This is a genomic window from Kribbella qitaiheensis (assembly GCF_014217565.1).
Taxonomy (GTDB): domain Bacteria; phylum Actinomycetota; class Actinomycetes; order Propionibacteriales; family Kribbellaceae; genus Kribbella; species Kribbella qitaiheensis_A.
In genome coordinates, this window is record NZ_CP043661.1 from 7,429,222 (window position 1) to 7,447,387 (window position 18,166).

13 protein-coding genes are annotated in these 18,166 nt (G+C 69.4%); 7 read left to right on the forward strand and 6 right to left on the reverse strand.

All coding sequences use genetic code 11. The features are described 5' to 3' along the window. Positions 1–19 precede the first annotated feature (19 nt). From F1D05_RS35235 to F1D05_RS35265, 6 genes are all read right to left on the reverse strand, one after another. Positions 20–253 (reverse strand): hypothetical protein, encoded by a 234-nt coding sequence (locus F1D05_RS35235; RefSeq protein WP_185444592.1) that lies wholly within the window; start codon positions 251–253, stop codon positions 20–22. Next, positions 250–2,631, reverse strand: a complete 2,382-nt coding sequence (locus tag F1D05_RS39290; RefSeq protein WP_206685967.1) for an FAD-dependent oxidoreductase — start codon at positions 2,629–2,631, stop codon at positions 250–252. The genes F1D05_RS35235 and F1D05_RS39290 overlap by 4 nt, the downstream gene beginning before the upstream one ends. 4 nt (positions 2,632–2,635) lie before the next feature. Beyond that, a complete protein-coding gene (locus tag F1D05_RS35250; protein WP_185444593.1) occupies positions 2,636–4,030 on the reverse strand; it encodes a class I tRNA ligase family protein in 1,395 nt (464 codons plus the stop codon). Further along, entirely contained in the window at positions 4,023–4,397 is a 375-nt protein-coding gene (locus F1D05_RS35255) for a cupin domain-containing protein (protein WP_185444594.1), read from the reverse strand. The genes F1D05_RS35250 and F1D05_RS35255 overlap by 8 nt, the downstream gene beginning before the upstream one ends. A 348-nt stretch (positions 4,398–4,745) precedes the next feature. After that, positions 4,746–5,156, reverse strand: a complete 411-nt coding sequence (locus F1D05_RS35260) for a ferritin-like domain-containing protein (RefSeq protein WP_185444595.1) — start codon at positions 5,154–5,156, stop codon at positions 4,746–4,748. Continuing rightward, positions 5,153–5,653: a cell division protein FtsK gene (locus tag F1D05_RS35265; protein WP_246486227.1), complete on the reverse strand. Its 501-nt coding sequence runs from the start codon at positions 5,651–5,653 to the stop codon at positions 5,153–5,155. Before F1D05_RS35265 ends, F1D05_RS35260 begins: the two co-directional genes overlap by 4 nt. Positions 5,654–5,855: 202 nt before the next feature. On the opposite strand from F1D05_RS35265, the gene rimP reads away from it, so the two are divergent. The 7 genes from rimP to F1D05_RS35300 all read left to right on the forward strand — a co-directional run bounded on the left by rimP (position 5,856) and on the right by F1D05_RS35300 (position 18,121). Then, the gene (gene rimP / locus F1D05_RS35270) at positions 5,856–6,371 is read left to right on the forward strand and encodes a ribosome maturation factor RimP (RefSeq protein WP_185444597.1); all 516 of its coding nucleotides are present in this window, start codon (positions 5,856–5,858) and stop codon (positions 6,369–6,371) included. Continuing rightward, positions 6,371–7,363, forward strand: a complete 993-nt coding sequence (gene nusA / locus F1D05_RS35275; protein ID WP_185444598.1) for a transcription termination factor NusA — start codon at positions 6,371–6,373, stop codon at positions 7,361–7,363. The genes rimP and nusA overlap by 1 nt, the downstream gene beginning before the upstream one ends. 44 nt (positions 7,364–7,407) lie before the next feature. After that, positions 7,408–7,701 carry a YlxR family protein gene (locus F1D05_RS35280; RefSeq protein WP_185444599.1) on the forward strand — a complete coding sequence of 98 codons (294 nt, stop codon included), beginning with the start codon at positions 7,408–7,410 and terminating at the stop codon, positions 7,699–7,701. A 210-nt stretch (positions 7,702–7,911) separates the two neighbouring features. Then, a complete protein-coding gene (infB, locus tag F1D05_RS35285; protein WP_185444600.1) occupies positions 7,912–11,091 on the forward strand; it encodes a translation initiation factor IF-2 in 3,180 nt (1,059 codons plus the stop codon). An 81-nt stretch (positions 11,092–11,172) separates the two neighbouring features. Next, on the forward strand, positions 11,173–11,610 hold the full coding sequence (gene rbfA, locus F1D05_RS35290) for a 30S ribosome-binding factor RbfA (protein ID WP_206685968.1): 438 nt from the start codon (positions 11,173–11,175) through the stop codon (positions 11,608–11,610). Then, positions 11,591–12,514 carry a tRNA pseudouridine(55) synthase TruB gene (gene truB / locus F1D05_RS35295; RefSeq protein ID WP_185444601.1) on the forward strand — a complete coding sequence of 308 codons (924 nt, stop codon included), beginning with the start codon at positions 11,591–11,593 and terminating at the stop codon, positions 12,512–12,514. Before rbfA ends, truB begins: the two co-directional genes overlap by 20 nt. An 81-nt stretch (positions 12,515–12,595) precedes the next feature. After that, on the forward strand, positions 12,596–18,121 hold the full coding sequence (locus F1D05_RS35300; protein ID WP_185444602.1) for a carboxyl transferase domain-containing protein: 5,526 nt from the start codon (positions 12,596–12,598) through the stop codon (positions 18,119–18,121). Positions 18,122–18,166 lie beyond the last annotated feature (45 nt).

Sequence of the window (18,166 nt, forward strand, 5' to 3'; positions counted from 1 at the left end):
GCACTCGCCGCTGACCAGGTCACCGGGCCGCCGTCAGCAGGCAGTAGGCGGCCTCGATCGAGCCGTCGGACTGCAGGTGGCCGACCAGCCGCCCGCTGCGCAACGATCCACCGGCGTAGAACTCGGCCCAGATCAGGTCGCCGTCGCGGTGATACTGCCCGTACGGCGTATTCGCGCCGGCTTCGTCGGGGACCAGCTGGAACCAGACCCCGTCGACATCCGGCGGGTTCGCCTCCGGAACGGCGGCACTCACCACTTCACCGCGCAGAGCTCGTCGGAGATCGGGTAGATCTCCCGGTCGAACATGGAGTTGAGCACGATCGCGGCCCGGACCGGTAGTTGCGTCAGGCCCGCATTCGTCAGGCCGTGGCTGTACCGGCTCGCGTTGAACGAGAAGATCCGGTGCCCGTTCATGCCCTTCCAGCGGATCGAGTAGTCCGGCTCGACCAGCATCTCGCCGTCGTCGTCGTAGTCGATCCGCTCCCGCAGGTCGTCGTCGAACGGCGCCTGGACGTGCTCGCGGCCGGCGGCGACCACCAGGTGCCGTACCTCGTGCTCCTCGGGCATCTCCGGAGTCGTGCACCGCAGCCGGATGTTGCCGTCGGCAAGTTGTTCCGCCGAGGTGACGTCGCGGCCGGGCAGCAGCGTGACCGGGAACCGGCCGAGCGTCAGCAGGCCGTCGTAGTTGCCCTGGTAGAGCGCTCGCAGACCGCCCGGGGTGATCGCGTCGCCGGAGTAGCGGGAGTCCACGATCATCTCGCGGCGCTTGCCGCGGTTCAGACCCTGCAGGAACTGGATGTGCGACGGCCGGTACAGCTCGTTCGCCATCGGGGAGTCGTCGATACTGCGGAACCACTGGTTCCGGCCGAGCCAGCGGATGTCGGTGAAGCCCGAGCCGAGCAGCCGCAGTACACACTCCAGACCGGTCTGGCCGCCGCCGACCACCGCGATCGGCTCGGCCTTGGACGCTTCGAGGCCGGGCAGCCGGACACCGAGCTCGTCGGCGATGAAGGCCTGCTCGCGATCCAGGCCGCGGACGTACTCCGGCCAGACCGGCCGGGTGCCGAGACCGAGTACGAGGTGCTCCGACTGCGCTACCGGAGTGCCGTCGACGCAGACCTCGAAGCCGTCGTCGGTGATCGAGATCGAGTCCACCCGGCAGTCGAAGTTGACCACGCCGAGCCGCTCGGTGGCCCAGGCCAGGTAGCGCTCGTACTCGATCCGGGGCAGGGCGTCGAACTGGGAGTTGATCAGCGCGTAGAGCCGCCCGGAGGTGACCAGGTAGTTCAGGAACGTCAGTTCGTGCCGTGGATCGACCAGCGAGACCAGGTCCTTCATCCAGCCGGTCTGCATCCGGACCCCGGGGTAGAGCAGTGGCGTGTGCCAGCCGGCTACCGGGCGGGAATCGAACAGGGCGAGCTTCTCGGTGGTGACGCCCTTGTACAGGGCCGCCAGCGACAGGTTGGACGGACCGGCTCCGATACCGATCGTGTGGTACCTGGGCGGGTGGCCGTTGCCTCGTTCCGTGATGGTCATGCGCTTGTTCTCCGTCCGCGAAGTGGTGGTGCGCGTGTTTTCTCCGGTGACGAGCGGCCCGAGCAGGTCGCTCGCTGCCGTCCGGCTTGCGGCCAGCGCGGTTTTCACGCTGCCGCCGGACCCACCGGTGAAAGTGAAGAGCCGATGTGTGCTGCCGAGTACCGACCAGAGCGTCAGTACGGGCGGATCGGCATAACAGTCGGCGTTGGAGGCCGAGTTCCTGGTCTCCAGCAGCCGTAGGTGCGGCAGTCGTTCACCCGCGATCCGGACGGCCTCTGCGGCCAGGTCCGGAAGCGGATCAGTACTGCCGGGTGGTACCGACCAGCGGTGGGTGTCGATGCCGAGGAGGAGCCCTCCGTCGGCGGTCGGACGCCCGTACAGATCGCTGGTCTCGTCGATGAACATGGTCGGCAGGGCGCCGTCCACGTCGTACACGGCGACCTGGATCGCCTTGGTCCGGTACGGCTCGGCCGGCAACGCGTTGCCCGCGAGCAGTCCCGGCGTCCACGGTCCCGCGGCCACCACGACCAGGTCGTACCGGTTGCTGTCGCCAGGGGTGCGGCAGCTGACCGAGCCGTCGGGGTGGGGGACCAGACCGAGCACAGGGCCCGGTACGACGTGGCTGTGCGCGCCGCGAGCGAGCTGCTCGATAACCAGCGAGCGCAACTGGTCAGGCCGAATGAAACCGGCCCGCTTCTCCAGTACGCCGACCGTGCCCTCCGGCAGGCCCTGCCAGCCACGGCTCCGCAGTGCGGCCCCGTCGATGATCTCGGTGGAGCCCGGGTGCAGGTGTTCCACGTCGTTGACTGCCTGCTCCAGCCCGGCGTACGGCTTGAGTAGATAGGTGCAGCCCGTCTCGACGTACCCGACCTGCTCCAGCAGGTCAGGGGTCTCGAACAGCTCGGCCAGACTCTCGACAGCCAGTCGCCGCTGCTCCGGGTGAGTCTCGAAGCCCCGGACGCCGCCACCGGACGCCGCCGTGGCGTCCGTTCCCGGTACGCCGGTGACGAGGTCGACCTCGACGTCCGGATACTCGGTCAGCCGCCGGGCGAGCAGGGCGCCCGCGATACCGGCCCCGATCACGCAGATCCGCATCGCCCTACTCGCCTGTCCCGGTCAGGACCGCGCGCAACGAGCCGGTGTCCCGGACGCCGCCGGCGAGCAGGTCGATCATGATCCGGACCGCCAGCGCCGGGTCGAAACCGGACAGCCGGAGCGCGTCCTCGGCCCTGGCCAGCTCTATCTCTGCCAGTGCCGGATGGAATGCCTCCGAACAGACCCGGGTCCCGTCCAGCAATGGGCCCACCCGCTCCGCGAATGCGCGGAACGCTTTCCAGCTGAAGTCGGTCTGATATCGGTCCGGACGGTCCCACGCCAGGTAAAGCCGGACCATTGCCGGGTCTTCGGTGCGGAGCATTTCATTCGCCGGCACCAGGTGATTCCGGCTGGTCGAGAACTTGCTTCCGTCGAGCAGGTAGAACTCGTTCACGACCAGGCCGGAAAGGGGTAATGGATTCACCCCGGCGGCCGCCCAGATCGCCTGCCAGTACACGGCGTACCAGTACGCGTTGTCGAGGCCGAGGAAGTGCCAGAGGCTTTCCACCCGGCCGAGTGCGACCAGGTATCCGGGCAGATCGGCGGCGGCCGGGTCGACCGCTTTGGCGACGTTGTAGAGATCGGTCAGGGCGACCTCGGTGTACGGGCCGATCCGCAAGCCGGTCAGGGCGGAGTCGCCCTCGATGCCCCAGTTCGTCGGGTAGGCCAGCGCGATCTCGGGCAGTTGGCCGGCTAGTTGCCGGCCGATCAGGGCACGGACCTTGGGCGGGAGTTCGGCCCGCAGCCACATCTCCGTCATCGCCTCGCGGTGGTCCTCCATCCGGAGTACCGGGACTGTCGCCTGGAAGGGCCGTGGCTCGCCGCCGCACCGGCCGCAGACCGGATCGATCATGCTGTCGACGTAGGTGAAGGCCCCGCACTGCTCGCAGGCCCCACCCGCGCCAGGTGCTTTGCAGCTACGGCAGAGGCCGACCAGATACGACTCGTGCAGGGTCCGCGCGCAGTCCCGGCAGGCGTGCAGCGTGACCTCGCGCATCGGCGTTGCCCCGCTGGCGACCAGGTGATTCATCAGTTGCCGGATGATCGGCGCGTGCTCGTCGGTGAGCGGATCGCTGAACCGGTCGTAGCCGATCCGGCCCAGCTCGTAGGTCTCCTTGATGTCCGCGCGGAAATCCGCCGTCATCACGCCGACGTCTACGCCCTCGCGTTCGGCCCGGGTCAGCACGTAGTTCTGGTGGACGTCCAGGCCGGTCGTGACCGCCACCTGTTCGCCACGCGCCCTGGCCGCGCGGGCTGCGATGTCGGCGGCGAGGTAGGGACCGGCGAGGTGCCCGACATGCAGCGGACCGTTGACGGTCGGCTGCGGGTAGGTGATCACCGTGATCGGCTCGAGGCCTGGCTCAGGTGCGTCTTGGTCGGGCCCGGCCGGCTCAGGCATGGTCGGCCGTCACTGCTTCGATCGGTCTTTCTTCGGCGACCGGCATCCAGTACGCGCTGAAGACCGTCAGCAGTTCGTCGTCCGACCGGTTCTGTACGACGTGCGCCTCGGTGCTGCTGAGCAGGAACGCGTCACCGTGCTTGATCTCGTGCACGGCATCGCCCACCAGGACGTGCGCCGTACCCGCCACAACGATCGACAGCTCGAGCTCCGGGTGCTGGTCGATCGGGCTCTCCGAACCGGGCGGAACGCTGTACCACATTGCCTGGAACGGCATTTGCCCGCCGAGTTCGTATTGCTCCCAGCGAACTACCCGGAGATCTTTCACAAACAGGCTTTCGCCGGTGATCAGGTCGAATGTACGCATGCTTCGCTACCCTCCGTAGCCGATCCGCGACGCGGCTCAAGAAGTTGTTTGAAAATGCAATGAAGGCACGGTCAGACGCTTTGATTCAGCCATGGATCAGCACCGCACGCCGCTATGGCTCCGACCACCATCGGGACCAGAAGTTCTTGCAGCGTTGGTGATTACCCGGCGACCCCCCAGTCTCCGTGGCCGAAAATATAGGGAAGGTAGCGCTCCGAGTAAAGGGGAGTACGCAACGAATTCCAGATCACCCGTAACCGGACCGGAAATCCTTCGTTATGACACGTTTTTGTGCGCGTTGAGTATCCGATCAGTTGCGGAACGCAACTGGTCTGGCCCGGATCAGGGTCAGCTCTGACCTGGGAAGGCCTGCGGAGTGCCGCCCCAGGTGAGCTGGGCACGGGAAGTGGCGATCAGGGCCTGGACCGCGACTGTCCGGATCGGCTCCTTCTCGGCGGCCTCGACCAGATCGGCGTAGACCACCGACAGCCTGCGCTCGATCAGCAGCACCAGCGCCGTGGCAGTCGCCGCGTTGGTGACAGGCTGGGGAAGGTCGTACGCCGGTTCGGCCGCCGCCGGGGTCTCGCCGGCCTGGACCAGCAGGTCCGACAGTTGGTCCCGGCGTCTGCGGTGCTCCTCGAAGGAAGCCGTGGCCTGGGCGAACCGCGACCCGGAGAGCTTGCCGCCGGCCACGCCCACGCCGTACAGGGCGGCGTGCTCGCCGGCGATCGCAGCCTGCAGCGCCTCGATCTCGGTCAACTCGACGCCACCTTTTTCTTGCCCATGACCGTCAGCGTGGCGGCGAGCTGGCTCTCGGCGGCCGCCAGCATCGCGAGCAGCCGGGCAGCTTCGCCGGACACCTTCGCAGCCGCGGTGGCATGGCTGACCGACAACTTCTGCTCGCGACCGGCCAGGTCTGCCAGTGCGGTGGTGGCGTCCTTCGGCAACGCGGGCAGTTTGCCGGGCTGGGGTGGCTCGAAGCCCCCGACCTTCTTGAGCTCGGCCGACTGGGCAGCGTGGATCTTCACGCCGATCTCCAGTTGGGTGCGCAGCTTCGGAAAAGCCTGGCTGACCGCGCTGTAGCGAAGCGACAACTGCTCGACCTGCGTGGCCGCCGCTGTCAGCGCCGCAACGATGACCGGGTCCGTGCTGGGGGCTGGTGGGGTGCTGCCGCCCGGTCCCTCGGTGACGCCCGGCGTACCGCTTTTGTCTTTCGCGTCCTCGCAGCCGGTGAGCAGGGTCGCGGAAGCGGCCACGACGGCAGCACTCCTGAGAACGGCACGGCGCGACGGTCGAGAGGGCTCGGTCTGCACCGCCGAACGATATCCCGGATGGAGGCGCATGGCTGATCCACTCGGCGGGCCGGATAAGGTGGGCTACTGCCCTCGGCGCGATCGCCGGGGGCGCAACGGGTGACACAGCTATGGGTGACACAACTGGAGAGAGGCAGGTCTACCTGTGAGCCGAAAGACTGACCACACGGACCCTACGAGCCTCGAGAACTTCCTGCGGCCGATCGTCGAGCAGTTCGGTTGCGACCTGGAGGAAGCCGACGTTTCGCCGTTCGGGAAACGACGGCAGCTGCGGGTCCTGGTGGACCGCGACGGTGGCATCAACCTGGACGACGTCGCCGAGGTGACCCGGGCGATCTCCAAGGCCCTGGACGCCGACGAGGTGATGGGCAACGGCGCCTACACGCTGGAGGTTTCCAGCCCGGGCGTGGACCGGCCACTCACATTGGCCCGGCACTGGCGCCGCAACGTCACCCGGATGGTCGCCGTCACGCTGGTCGGCGGTCACAAGGTGACCGGGCGGATCACCTCCGTCACCGACGACACCGCCGAGCTCGACGTCCGGGGACAGACCCGGACGATCGCGTTCGCGGACGTGGAGAAGGCCAAGGTCCAGATCGAGTTCAACCGGCCAGCCGGCAACGACGAACCTGCCGCTGACGGCACGGTGGAGGAGAACTGATGGATATCGACATGGCCGTCCTGCGGTCGCTCGAACGCGAAAAGGACATCGCGTTCGAGATCGTCGTGGAGGCGATCGAGCAGGCGCTGCTGGTCGCCTACCACCGGACCGAGGGCGCGCAGCACCAGGCCCGGGTCGAGCTGGACCGCAAGAGCGGGCACGTCACGGTGTACGCCAAGGAGCTCGCCGAGGACGGCACGGTGGCGCGCGAGTTCGAGGACACGCCCGCCGACTTCGGCCGGATCGCGGCGACCACCGCCAAGCAGGTCATCCTGCAGCGGCTGCGCGACGCCGAGGACGACGTCCGGTACGGCGAGTTCGCCGGCAAGGAGGGCGACATCCTGTCCGGGATCGTCCAGCAGGGCCGCGACCCGCGCTCGGTGATGGTCGACCTCGGCAAGATCGAGGCCGTACTGCCGGCACCGGAGCAGGTGCCGGGGGAGAAGTACGAGCACGGTTCCCGGCTGCGCGTCTACGTGGTCGGGGTCCGGAAGGGCTTCAAGGGCCCCCAGATCACCGTCTCCCGGACGCACCCGAACCTGGTCAAGAAGCTGTTCGCGCTCGAAGTACCGGAGATCGCCGACGGCACCGTCGAGATCACCGCGATCGCGCGCGAGGCGGGGCACCGGACCAAGATCGCGGTCCGGACGCTGAACCCGTCGGTGAACGGCAAGGGCGCCTGCATCGGCCCGATGGGCCAGCGGGTCCGCAACATCATGCACGAGCTGCATGGCGAGAAGATCGACATCATCGACCACAGCGACGACCCGGCGACCTTCGTCGGGAACGCGCTGTCGCCCGCGCAGGTCACCTCTGTCGAGGTCGTGGACGCCGCGGCGCGCGCCGCGCGGGTGGTGGTGCCCGACTACCAGCTCTCGCTGGCGATCGGCAAGGAAGGGCAGAATGCCCGCCTCGCGGCCCGGCTGACGGGCTGGCGGATCGACATCCGGCCGGATACGGATGTGACTCGTGAGGACGAGAAGGTAGACTGATCTCTCGGTCGGTCGACTGAGTCGTCACCACACCCTGAGGAACAGTGATCCAAACCGCGGACGCGCGCCCTGAGAAGGTTCGGGAGCGCACCTGCATCGGGTGCCGGAAACGAGCCAGTCCGACCGATTTGCTGCGGCTGACGGAGTCCGGAGGACATGTCCTCCCGGATCCCGGTCGGCGGGCACCCGGCCGTGGGGCGCACCTGCACCCGGCGACCGGATGTCTCGACCTCGCGGAGCGGCGAAAAGCGTTCCCGCGGGCCTTCAAGGTCCCGGGCCCGCTGGACACCTCACTCGTGCGGGAGCACGTCGAGCGGCAGGACAGCGTCACCAGTTAGAAAGCTGTACCGGTTACAAGAAGTGCGGCCACCAGGGCCGCCCGCGGTGGTCCCACAGGGACCGTCGCGACGACATGAAGGCGGGTCATCGACTCATGACTACTCGATGAGTGTCCAAAAGTGATGGATACACAGCGATGAGTGCAATGCGATGAGCATGTACGTCAACTAACGGTCCGCGGCCCCCAGGCTCGGACCAGAGGGAGAGTAGTGGCAAAGGTCCGGGTCTACGAGCTCGCGAAAGAGCTCGGAGTTACCAGCAAGGTCGTTCTGACCAGGCTGAACGACATGGGAGAGTTCGTCCGATCGGCGTCCTCGACGATCGAGGCACCCGTCGTACGACGGTTGGCGGAGGAGTTCGAGAAGAACCCGCCGAAGAAGCGCGCGGCCAAGAATGCCGCCGCCAGTACATCAGCGGCGCCGCAGGCGACCGCTCCGGTCACCACGGCGGACAAGGCTTCCGAGCCTGCTCCGGCGACGCCGGCCCCGGCAGTGGAGACCGAGCGCACCGCGCCGGCCGCCCAGGCCGTGCCGGCTCCGGTCACGACCGAGCCGACGATCACCGAGAAGGCCGCCCCGGCCCCGACGGCCCCGGCCGCGGGATCGTCCGCGCCGTCGCCGGCCCGTCCGGGTCCGCGTCCTGGCCCGAAGCCGGGTCCGCGCGTCGAGGCCACTCCGGCCCCGGCCGCGGAGGTTCCGGTGGTAGAGGCTCCGGCCAAGGTCGCGCAGCCTGCTTTCGAGGCGCCCGCGGCCAAGGTCGCCGAGACTCCGGTAGTGGAGACCCCAGCGGCTCCGGCAGCTTCGGCAGCCGAGACCGAGGCGGCCCCGCGTCCGGCGGCGGACTCCGCGCCGGCTCGCCCGGCACCGCGTCCGGGTACCCCGGGCAACGCTCCGCGGCCGGGTGGCAACGCGCCCCGTCCGGGTGCGCCTCGTCCCGGTGGATCGCCCCGTCCGGGTGCTCCGGGTGGGCGCGACGGCGGCCAGGGTGGCCGTCCGGGCGCTCCGCGTCCGGGCAACAACCCCTTCAGTTCGACCCAGGGCATGCAGCGCGGTGGCGCGCGTCCGGGTCCGGGTGGCGCTCCGGCGGCCCCGGCTCCGGCTGGTAACAGCCCGGCCGGAATGCCGCCGCGGCCGCCACAGGCCCGTACCGGTGGTACCGACCGGCCGCGTCCGTCCGGCGGCGTGCCGGGCGCACCGCGTCCGAACCCGGCGATGATGCCGAAGTCTTCAGCCGGCACCTTCACCGGCCGTCCGTCCGGTCCGGGCGGCGGCGGTGGTGGCGCGGGTGCCGGTGGTGGCGGCCGTGGCCGTCCCGGCGGCGGTTCCGGTGGACCTGGCGCGGGTGCGCGTCCAGGCGGCGGTGGCGGTGGCGGCGGCGGCTTCCGTCCGGGTGGTGGCCCCAGCGGTCCCCCCGGTGGTGGCGGTGGCGGTCGTCCAGGCCCGGGCAACCGGGGCCGGGGCGGAACACAGGGTGCCTTCGGGCGTCCGGGTGGTCCGGCCCGTCGTGGTCGCAAGTCCAAGCGCGCCAAGCGCCAGGAATTCGACAACATGCAGGCTCCGGCCGTCGGCGGCGTGCGGGTCAAGCACGGTAACGGCGAGGTCGTGAAGCTGGCTCGTGGCGCTTCGCTGACGGACTTCGGCGAGAAGGTCGGTATCGATCCGGCCTCGCTGGTCCAGGTCCTGTTCCACCTCGGTGAGATGGTGACCGCGACCGAGTCCGTGAACGAGGAGACGCTGCAGGTGCTCGGCACCGAGCTGGAGTACGACGTCCAGCTGGTCTCGCCCGAGGACGAGGACCGCGAGCTGCTCGAGTCGTTCGACATCGACTTCGGTACCAACGACGGCGGCGACGCCGACCTGGCGGCCCGTCCGCCGGTCGTGACCGTGATGGGTCACGTCGACCACGGTAAGACGAAGCTGCTGGACGCGATCCGGCACGCGAACGTCGTGGCCAAGGAAGCCGGTGGCATCACCCAGCACATCGGTGCCTACCAGGTCACCACCGAGGTCGACGGCACCGAGCGCGCCATCACCTTCGTCGACACCCCGGGTCACGAGGCGTTCACCGCCATGCGTGCTCGTGGTGCGCAGGCCACCGACATCGTCATCCTGGTGGTCGCGGCCGACGACGGCGTGATGCCGCAGACGATCGAGGCACTCAACCACGCCCGGGCGGCGAACGTCCCGATCGTGGTCGCGGTGAACAAGATCGACGTGCCGAACGCGGACCCGGTCAAGGTGCGCGGTCAGCTGACCGAGTACGGCCTGGTGCCCGAGGAGTACGGCGGCGACACCATGTTCATCGATGTCTCCGCGAAGGCGCGGATCAACATCGACGGACTGCTCGAGGGCGTCATCCTGACGGCCGACGCGTCGCTGGATCTGCGGGCCAACCCGGATCAGCCGGCGCAGGGTCTGTCGATCGAGGCGCACCTGGACAAGGGCCGTGGCCCCGTCGCGACCGTGCTGGTCCAGCGCGGCACGCTGCGGGTCGGCGACTCGATGGTCGCGGGTCCGGCGTACGGCCGGGTCCGGGCGATGCTCGACGAGCACGGCAACAACGTGAAGGAAGCACTGCCGTCGCGGCCGGTCCTGGTTCAGGGCCTGTCCGGCGTACCGGGCGCCGGCGACAACTTCCTCGTTGTCGACGACGACCGGATGGCCCGCCAGATCGCCGAGAAGCGTGAAGCGCGAGCCCGTGCCGCCTCGAACGCCAAGCGCCGCGCGCGCCGTACGCTCGAGGACTTCATGGCCTCCATGGAGAAGGGCGAGAGCCAGGAGCTCCTGCTCATCCTCAAGGGTGACGTGTCCGGTTCGGTGGAAGCACTCGAGGACGCCCTGGTGCGGATCGAGGTCGGCGACGAGGTCAACCTCCGCGTCATCGACCGCGGTGTCGGTGCGATCAACGAGAACGACGTCAACCTGGCCATCGCGTCGAACGCCGTCATCATCGGCTTCAACGTCCGGCCGGCCGGCAAGGCCGGCGACCTCGCCGACCGCGAGGGCGTGGATGTCCGGTACTACTCGGTCATCTACTCGGCGATCGACGACATCGAGGCTGCTCTCAAGGGCATGCTCAAGCCGATCTACGAGGAGTTCAAGCTCGGAACGGCTGAGATCCGCGAGGTCTTCCGCTCGTCCAAGGTCGGCAACATCGCCGGTTGCTGGGTCACCAGCGGAGTCATCAAGCGGAACGCCAAGGTGCGGGTCATCCGCGACGGAACAGTCGTGGTCGAGAACGGCGACCTGTCGTCACTCAAGCGGTTCAAGGACGACGCGTCCGAGGTCCGCGAGGGCTTCGAGTGTGGTCTGACCGTGGCCAACTTCAACGACATCAAGCTCGGCGATGTCGTCGAGGCGTTCGAACTGCGCGAGAAGCCGCGTAGCTAACAGCGTCTAGTAACGTCCGGAGCGGCGGTCTCGACCGCCGCTCCGGACGTTGTTCATGTCTGAATGAAGGAGTGAGCCCTGATGGGTGAAGCAAGGGCTAAGCAGTTGGCCGACCGGATCCAGGTCCTGGTCGCGGAGTTACTGGAGCGCCGGGTGAAGGATCCGCGGCTCGGTTTCGTCACCGTGACGGATGCCAAGCTGACCGGTGACCTCAGCGAGGCGAGTGTCTTCTACACGGTGTACGGCGGTGAGCAGGATCGCGTCTCGACGGCCGCGGCACTGGAGTCGGCCCGCGGCATGATCCGCAGCGAGGTCGGCAAGGCTCTCGGCCTGCGCCGGGCTCCGACGCTGGCCTTCTACCTCGACGCCATCCCGGAGACGGCCGGCCAGATCGAGGAACTGCTGGCCAAGGCACGGTCGGCCGACGCCGAGGTGGCCAAGGCCGCCGCGGGCGCCAAGCCGGCCGGCGACGCCGACCCGTACAAGCACCGCGAGGACGATGACTCCGACGACGAGTAGCGACCCGGTCGCCACTGGCGCGGTTGTTGCCGACGGCATCGTTGTCGTCGACAAGCCGGCCGGGCTGACCTCGCACACGGTGGTGGCCAGGATCCGCAGGCTGGCCGGCACCCGCAAGGTCGGCCATGCCGGCACTCTCGACCCGATGGCCACCGGTGTCCTGGTGGTGGGGCTCAACCGCGCCACCAGGCTACTCGGCCATCTCCAGCTGGCCGACAAGTCGTACGACGCGACGATCCTGCTCGGCGCCTCCACCAGCACCGACGACGCCGAGGGTGAGACCGTCACGACGGCTTCGACGGAGGCGCTCGCCGGGGTGACCGCCGACGGGATCGAGGCTGCCGTCGCCGGGTTCCGCGGCGAGATCTCGCAGATCCCGTCCAAGGTCTCCGCGATCAAGGTCGACGGCAAACGCGCGTACGAGCGGGTCCGGGCCGGCGAAGAGGTCGAGCTCAAGGCCCGCTCGGTCACGATCAGCCGGTACGACGTACTCGACGTACGACCTGGTCCGGAGGGGATCTCGGTCGACATCTCGGTCGACTGCTCCAGTGGCACTTACATCCGTGCGCTGGCCCGCGACCTGGGCGTGCGGCTCGGCGTCGGCGGTCACCTCACCATGCTCCGGCGGACCAGGGTGGGCAGCTTCGGCATCTCCACCGCCCACACGCTGGAGGAGCTGGCCGAGTCGTTCAGCTTCCTGCCGATCGCGGACGTCGCGGCCGACACTTTCCCGCGGTTCGACGCGGACGCCGAGCAGGCTGCCGCCATCCGCACCGGCCGACCGCTTGCGGGCCTGAAGCTCGCACCGGGCCAGACCGCAATGTTCGACCCGACGGGCACGTTCCTGGCCCTCTACGAGCCGCACGGCCCGCTCGCCAAACCAACCGCAGTCTTCGTCAGCTGACCAACCCGACTCGACGGTAGCCCCGGCTGCCTGGGAATGTGTGCGGTGACAGCTTTCGCCGAACGACAGGAGTGCCGCCCGGTGTTCAACCGCATCGCCATCGTCAACCGGGGAGAAGCCGCGATGCGGCTGATCAACGCCGTCCGTGAGCTCAACGCCGAGACGGGGAGCCAGGTCGAGACGGTGGCGTTGTACACCGATGCCGAACGCACCGCCACGTTCGTGCGCGAGGCCGACCTGACCTACCCGCTCGGTCCGGCCTCCGAACGCCCGTACCTCGACCACGCGAAGCTCGAGCAGGCGCTGACCGAGACCGGGGCGGACGCTGCCTGGGTCGGGTGGGGATTCGTCGCCGAGGACCCGGCGTTCGCCGACCTGTGCGAGCGGATCGGCGTCACCTTCATCGGGCCGAGCGCGGAGGCGATGCGCAAGCTCGGCGACAAGATCGGCTCGAAGCTGATCGCCGAGGAAGTCGGCGTACCGGTGGCGCCGTGGAGCCGGGGCGCGGTCGATTCACTCGACGCGGCGATCGCGTCGGCCCGCGAGATCGGCTACCCGGTGATGCTGAAGGCGACCGCCGGTGGTGGTGGCCGTGGCATCCGGGTGATCCATGACGACGACGACCTGCGCGACGCGTACCAGCGGACCAGCGACGAGGCCGCCCGCGCGTTCGGTAGCGGCGTGCTCTTCCTGGAGCGGCTCGTCACCGGGGCCCGGCATGTCGAGGTGCAGGTCATCGCGGACGGTCAGGGCACGGCGTGGGCGCTGGGCGTGCGGGACTGCTCGGTGCAGCGGCGCAACCAGAAGGTGATCGAGGAGTCGGCCTCGCCGGTACTCTCGCCGGACCAGGTCGCCGAGTTGAAGACGTCCGCCGAGCGGCTGGCCGTGGCCGTCGGCTACAGCGGTGCCGGCACTGTCGAGTTCCTGTACCACCCGGGCGACAAGCTGTTCGCCTTCCTCGAGGTCAACACCAGGCTGCAGGTCGAGCACCCGATCACCGAGGTGACCACCGAGTTCGACCTGGTCAAGGCGCAACTGCACGTGGCCGGCGGCGGCCAGTTGGAAGGCCCACAGCCGGTCGAGCAGGGCCACGCCATCGAGGCACGGATCAACGCGGAGGACCCGGACCGCGACTTCGCGCCCTCACCCGGCCGGATCGCGCGGCTCCGGCTGCCGACCGGCCCCGGCGTACGGGTGGACACCGGTGTCAGTGAGGGCGACTCGATCCCCGCCGACTTCGACTCGATGATCGCCAAGGTGATCGCGTACGGCCGGACCCGCGACGAGGCGCTCGGCCGGCTCCGCCGCGCGGTCGCCGACACGATCGTCGTGCTGGAAGGCGGCGCGACCAACAAGAGCTTCGTGCTCGACCTGCTGGACCAGCCCGAGGTGATCGACGGCAGCGCCGACACCGGCTGGATCGACCGGGTCCGCGGCGAAGGGCGGCTCGTCTCGAGCCGGCACTCCGGCATCGCGCTGATCGCGGCCGCGATCGAGGCGTACCAGGAGGCCGAGCGGGTCGAGCGGCAGCGACTGCTGGAGACGGCCCGTGGCGGCCGTCCCCAGGTGCAGCACGAAGTCGGGCGGGCCATCGCGCTGAAGCTGCGCGGGGCGTCGTACAAGGTGACCGTCGCGAGGATCGGCGCCAGCAGGTACCGCGTGGGCGTCGGCAACGGCGACGGTCTGCAGTTCCTGGACGTCGAGCACGAGCGGCTGGACGCGTACGACGCTCGCCTGGTCGTCGCCGGTCACCGGTTCCGGCTCGTCACCGCGACCCACGGCCCGGTTCACCTGGTCGAGGTCGACGGTGTCACCCACCGGGTCAGCCGTGACGAAGGCGGCTTCCTGCGCGCGCCCTCTCCGGCGCTCGTCGTCGCGACCCCGGTCGCGGCCGGCGCCGAGGTGGAGGCCGGCGCGCCGGTCCTGGTGCTGGAGAGCATGAAGATGGAGACGGTGCTGCACGCGCCGTTCAAGGCGATCGTGCGCGAGCTGCCGGTGTCGGCCGGCAGCCAGGTCGAGACCGGCGCCCCGCTGGTGCTGCTCGAGCCGATCGGTGATGCCGACGCCGTGGTCGAGTCCACTGAGAGCGTCGATCTGGAGCTGCCCGAGCCGGCGGCCCAGGCGACCGCGGCCGAGCGTGCGGCTCGTGGGCTGGACGACCTGGGCAGCATGCTGCTCGGATTCGACATCGACCCGCGCGACGAGGGCCGGACCCTGACGAAGTACCTGGCCGCCCGTGCCGAGCTGGCCGAGCCGCCAGTGGTCGAGGAGATCGCCGTACTGCGATTGTTCGCCGACCTGGCCGAGTTGAGCCGCAACCGGCCGGCCGGTGAGGACCTGCGCACCGAGCTGCGGGTGCACAGCCCTAAGGAGCACTTCCACACCTACCTGCAGACGCTGGACACCGAGCGTGCCGGGCTGCCGGCGGAGTTCACCGACCGGCTGGCTCGAGTGCTCGGCCACTACGGCGTCACCGACCTGGACCGCAGCGACATGCTGACCGACGCGGTGTTCCGGATCTTCCTGGCCCAGCAGCGCACGACTCCCGACGAACTGCTGGTGACGTCGTTGCTGGAGCAGTGGCTGGTCGAGGCCAAGCCCGAGGCGCCGCTCGACGTGGAGGCGTACGCAGTACTCGAGCACTTGGTGCTTGCCACCCAGCTTCGCTTCCCTGTGATCGGCGACCTGGCCCGTAGCGTTCGGTTCCGCTGGTTCGACCAGCCGCAGGTGGACCAGGCCCGCGCCGAGGTGCTGGCAGGGGTCAGCGACGAGCTGGCCGCGCTGTCGCTGGACCCGGAGGCGCCGGGCCACTCCGAGCGCGTCGAGGCGCTGGCGACCATCCCTGAGCAGATCGTTCGGTTCCTGGCCGAGCGGTTGGAGCGCGGGATCAACGGCACGGAGCCGATGCTCGAAGTGCTGGTACGTCGCCACTACCTCGAGTACGAGCTGCACAACCTGCGCAACGCCACCGTGAACGGCCGTGCCTTCACTACTGCGGACTACACGGTCGACGCGCGCCCGACGCACCTGGTCACGACGATCGGCACCGTCGACGAGCTGGCCGATCCCGGCAGTTCGCTGGTTCGCGACCTGTCCGCCGAGCTCACCGCTCGGCCGGCCGGCCACGAAACGGTCGCCGACCTGTACTTGTCCTGGCCGCAGACTCCGGAGTCGCCTCAGGAGGCCTCCGACCGGTTGTGCGAGCTTGTCGCCCCGCTGCTGTTCGAGCAGCAGGTGCGCCGGGTCGCGATCGCCGTAGTACCGGGCGGTGGCCGTGAGGTCTGGTACTTCACGTATCGCCTCGGGACCCAGGGGGCCGTCGAGGACGACAACGTCCGAGGCGTCCACCCGATGGTCGGCCGCCGACTCAACCTGTGGCGGCTGCGCGACTTCCGGATCACCCGGCTGGACGCACCCCAGGACGTCCTGCTGTACCACTGCGTCGCCCGCGACAACGAGGCCGACGAGCGGCTGGTGGCGCTGGCCCAGGTCCGTCAGTTCGCCGCGGTGCGTGACGAGGACGGCAAGATCACCGGGCTGCCGCATGTCGAGCGCGCGATCGCGAACTGCCTGGAGGGCATCCGCCGGGCCCGGACAGCTCGTGGCGCCGACGGAGCCCGGCTGGAGATGAACCACGTCTGGGTGACGATCTGGCCGGTGCTGGACGCCGAGGTCGCCGAGCTGACGGCACTGAAGCGCAACATCGCGCCGTTGACGGCCGGAGCGGGAATCGAAGAGGTCAGTGTCGCCGGCCGTGTGATGGGGACGAACGGCGTGCCCTTCGCGGTCGTCGGCCGGTTCTACTACCAGCCCGGCGCCGGTGTCGTGACGGCAGTCGAGCGGCCCGCGACCGAGCCGCTCAAGCCGCTCGACGACTATGCGCAGAAGGTCCTGCGGGCGCGCCGCCGCAACACCGTCTACCCCTACGAGGTGGCCGGGATGGTCGCCGGTGCGGGTGGCACCTACGTCGAGTACGACCTCGACGACTCCGGCGCATTGGTCGCGGTCGAGCGGCCGCGCGGCCTGAACAAGGCCGGCCTGATCGCCGGTGTGATCAGTACGCCGACCCGCCGGCATCCCGAAGGCGTCACCCGGGTGGTGCTGAGCGGCGACCCGACCAAGGCGCTCGGCGCGGTGGCCGAGGCGGAGTGCTCGCGGATCATCGCCGCGCTCGACCTGGCCGAGAAGCTGCATCTCCCGGTCGAGTGGTTCGCGGTCTCGGCCGGCGCCCGGATCTCGATGGACTCCGGTACCGAGAACATGGACTGGGTCGCGAAGGCGCTGAAGCGGATCGTCGAGTTCACCCAGGCCGGCGGCGAGATCAACATCGTCGTCGCGGGCATCAATGTGGGCGCCCAGCCGTACTGGAACGCCGAAGCCACCATGCTCATGCACACCAAGGGCATCCTGGTGATGACGCCGGACTCGGCGATGGTGCTGACCGGCAAGGAGACGCTGGACTTCGCCGGCGGCGTCTCTGCCGAGGACAACTACGGCATCGGCGGCTACGACCGGGTGATGGGCCCGAACGGCGAAGCGCAGTACTGGGCGCCTGATCTGGCCGGTGCGCGCGACATCCTGATGGCGCACTACGACCACACGTACGTCGTACCGGGGGAGCGCGGCCCGCGCAGGGCGCCGACGACCGACCCGCACGACCGCGACGTCGCGACCTACCCGCACGACCCGGTCGACGGCGGCTTCACCACCGTCGGTGAGATCTTCTCCGACACCTCCAACCCGGACCGTAAGAAGGCGTTCGACATCCGCACCCTGATGCGGGCGGTCGCCGACCAGGACCACCCGATGCTGGAGCGCTGGGCGGGCATGGCCGACGCCGAGACCGCCGTCGTCGCCGACACCCACCTGGGTGGCATTCCGGTCTGCCTGCTGGGGATCGAGTCCAAGCCGGTGCCGCGGCGCGGGTTGTCGCCGACCGACGGACCCGACGTCTACACCGGTGGGACGCTGTTCCCGCGCTCGTCGAAGAAGGCGGCCCGCGCGATCAACGGTGCCAGCGGCAACCGTCCGCTGGTGGTGCTGGCGAACCTGTCCGGCTTCGACGGCTCCCCGGACTCGATGCGCAACCTGCAGCTCGAGTACGGCGCCGAGATCGGCCGGGCGGTCGTCAACTTCGACGGCCCGATCGTCTTCTGCGTGGTCTCGCGCTACCACGGCGGCGCGTTCGTGGTCTTCTCCAAGGCGCTGAACCCGCGGATGACCGTGCTGGCGGTGGAGGGTTCGTTCGCGTCGGTGATCGGCGGCGCACCCGCGGCGGCAGTCGTGTTCTCCCGCGAGGTCAACAGCCGTACGTCGTCCGACCCGCGGGTGACCGAGGTGTCCGCCCGGCTGGCCGCGGCCGAGGGGGCCGAACGAGCCACGCTGGCCACCGAGCTGACCGAGATCAGGTCGGCCGTCCGGGCGGAGAAGCTGGGCGAGGTCGCCACCGAGTTCGACCGGGTGCACAACATCCAGCGTGCCGTCGCGGTCGGTTCGGTGGATGCCGTGATCCGGCCCGAGGAGCTCCGGCCCCAGCTGATCGCGGCCCTGGAAGCCCAGCTCCCGGACCGCCAGGCCATCAGTAGTCCCGACCCGGACAGCCGCTGACGCTCAGCACACCCCTTTGCGACGCCGGTCCGGCGCCGAAGTCGG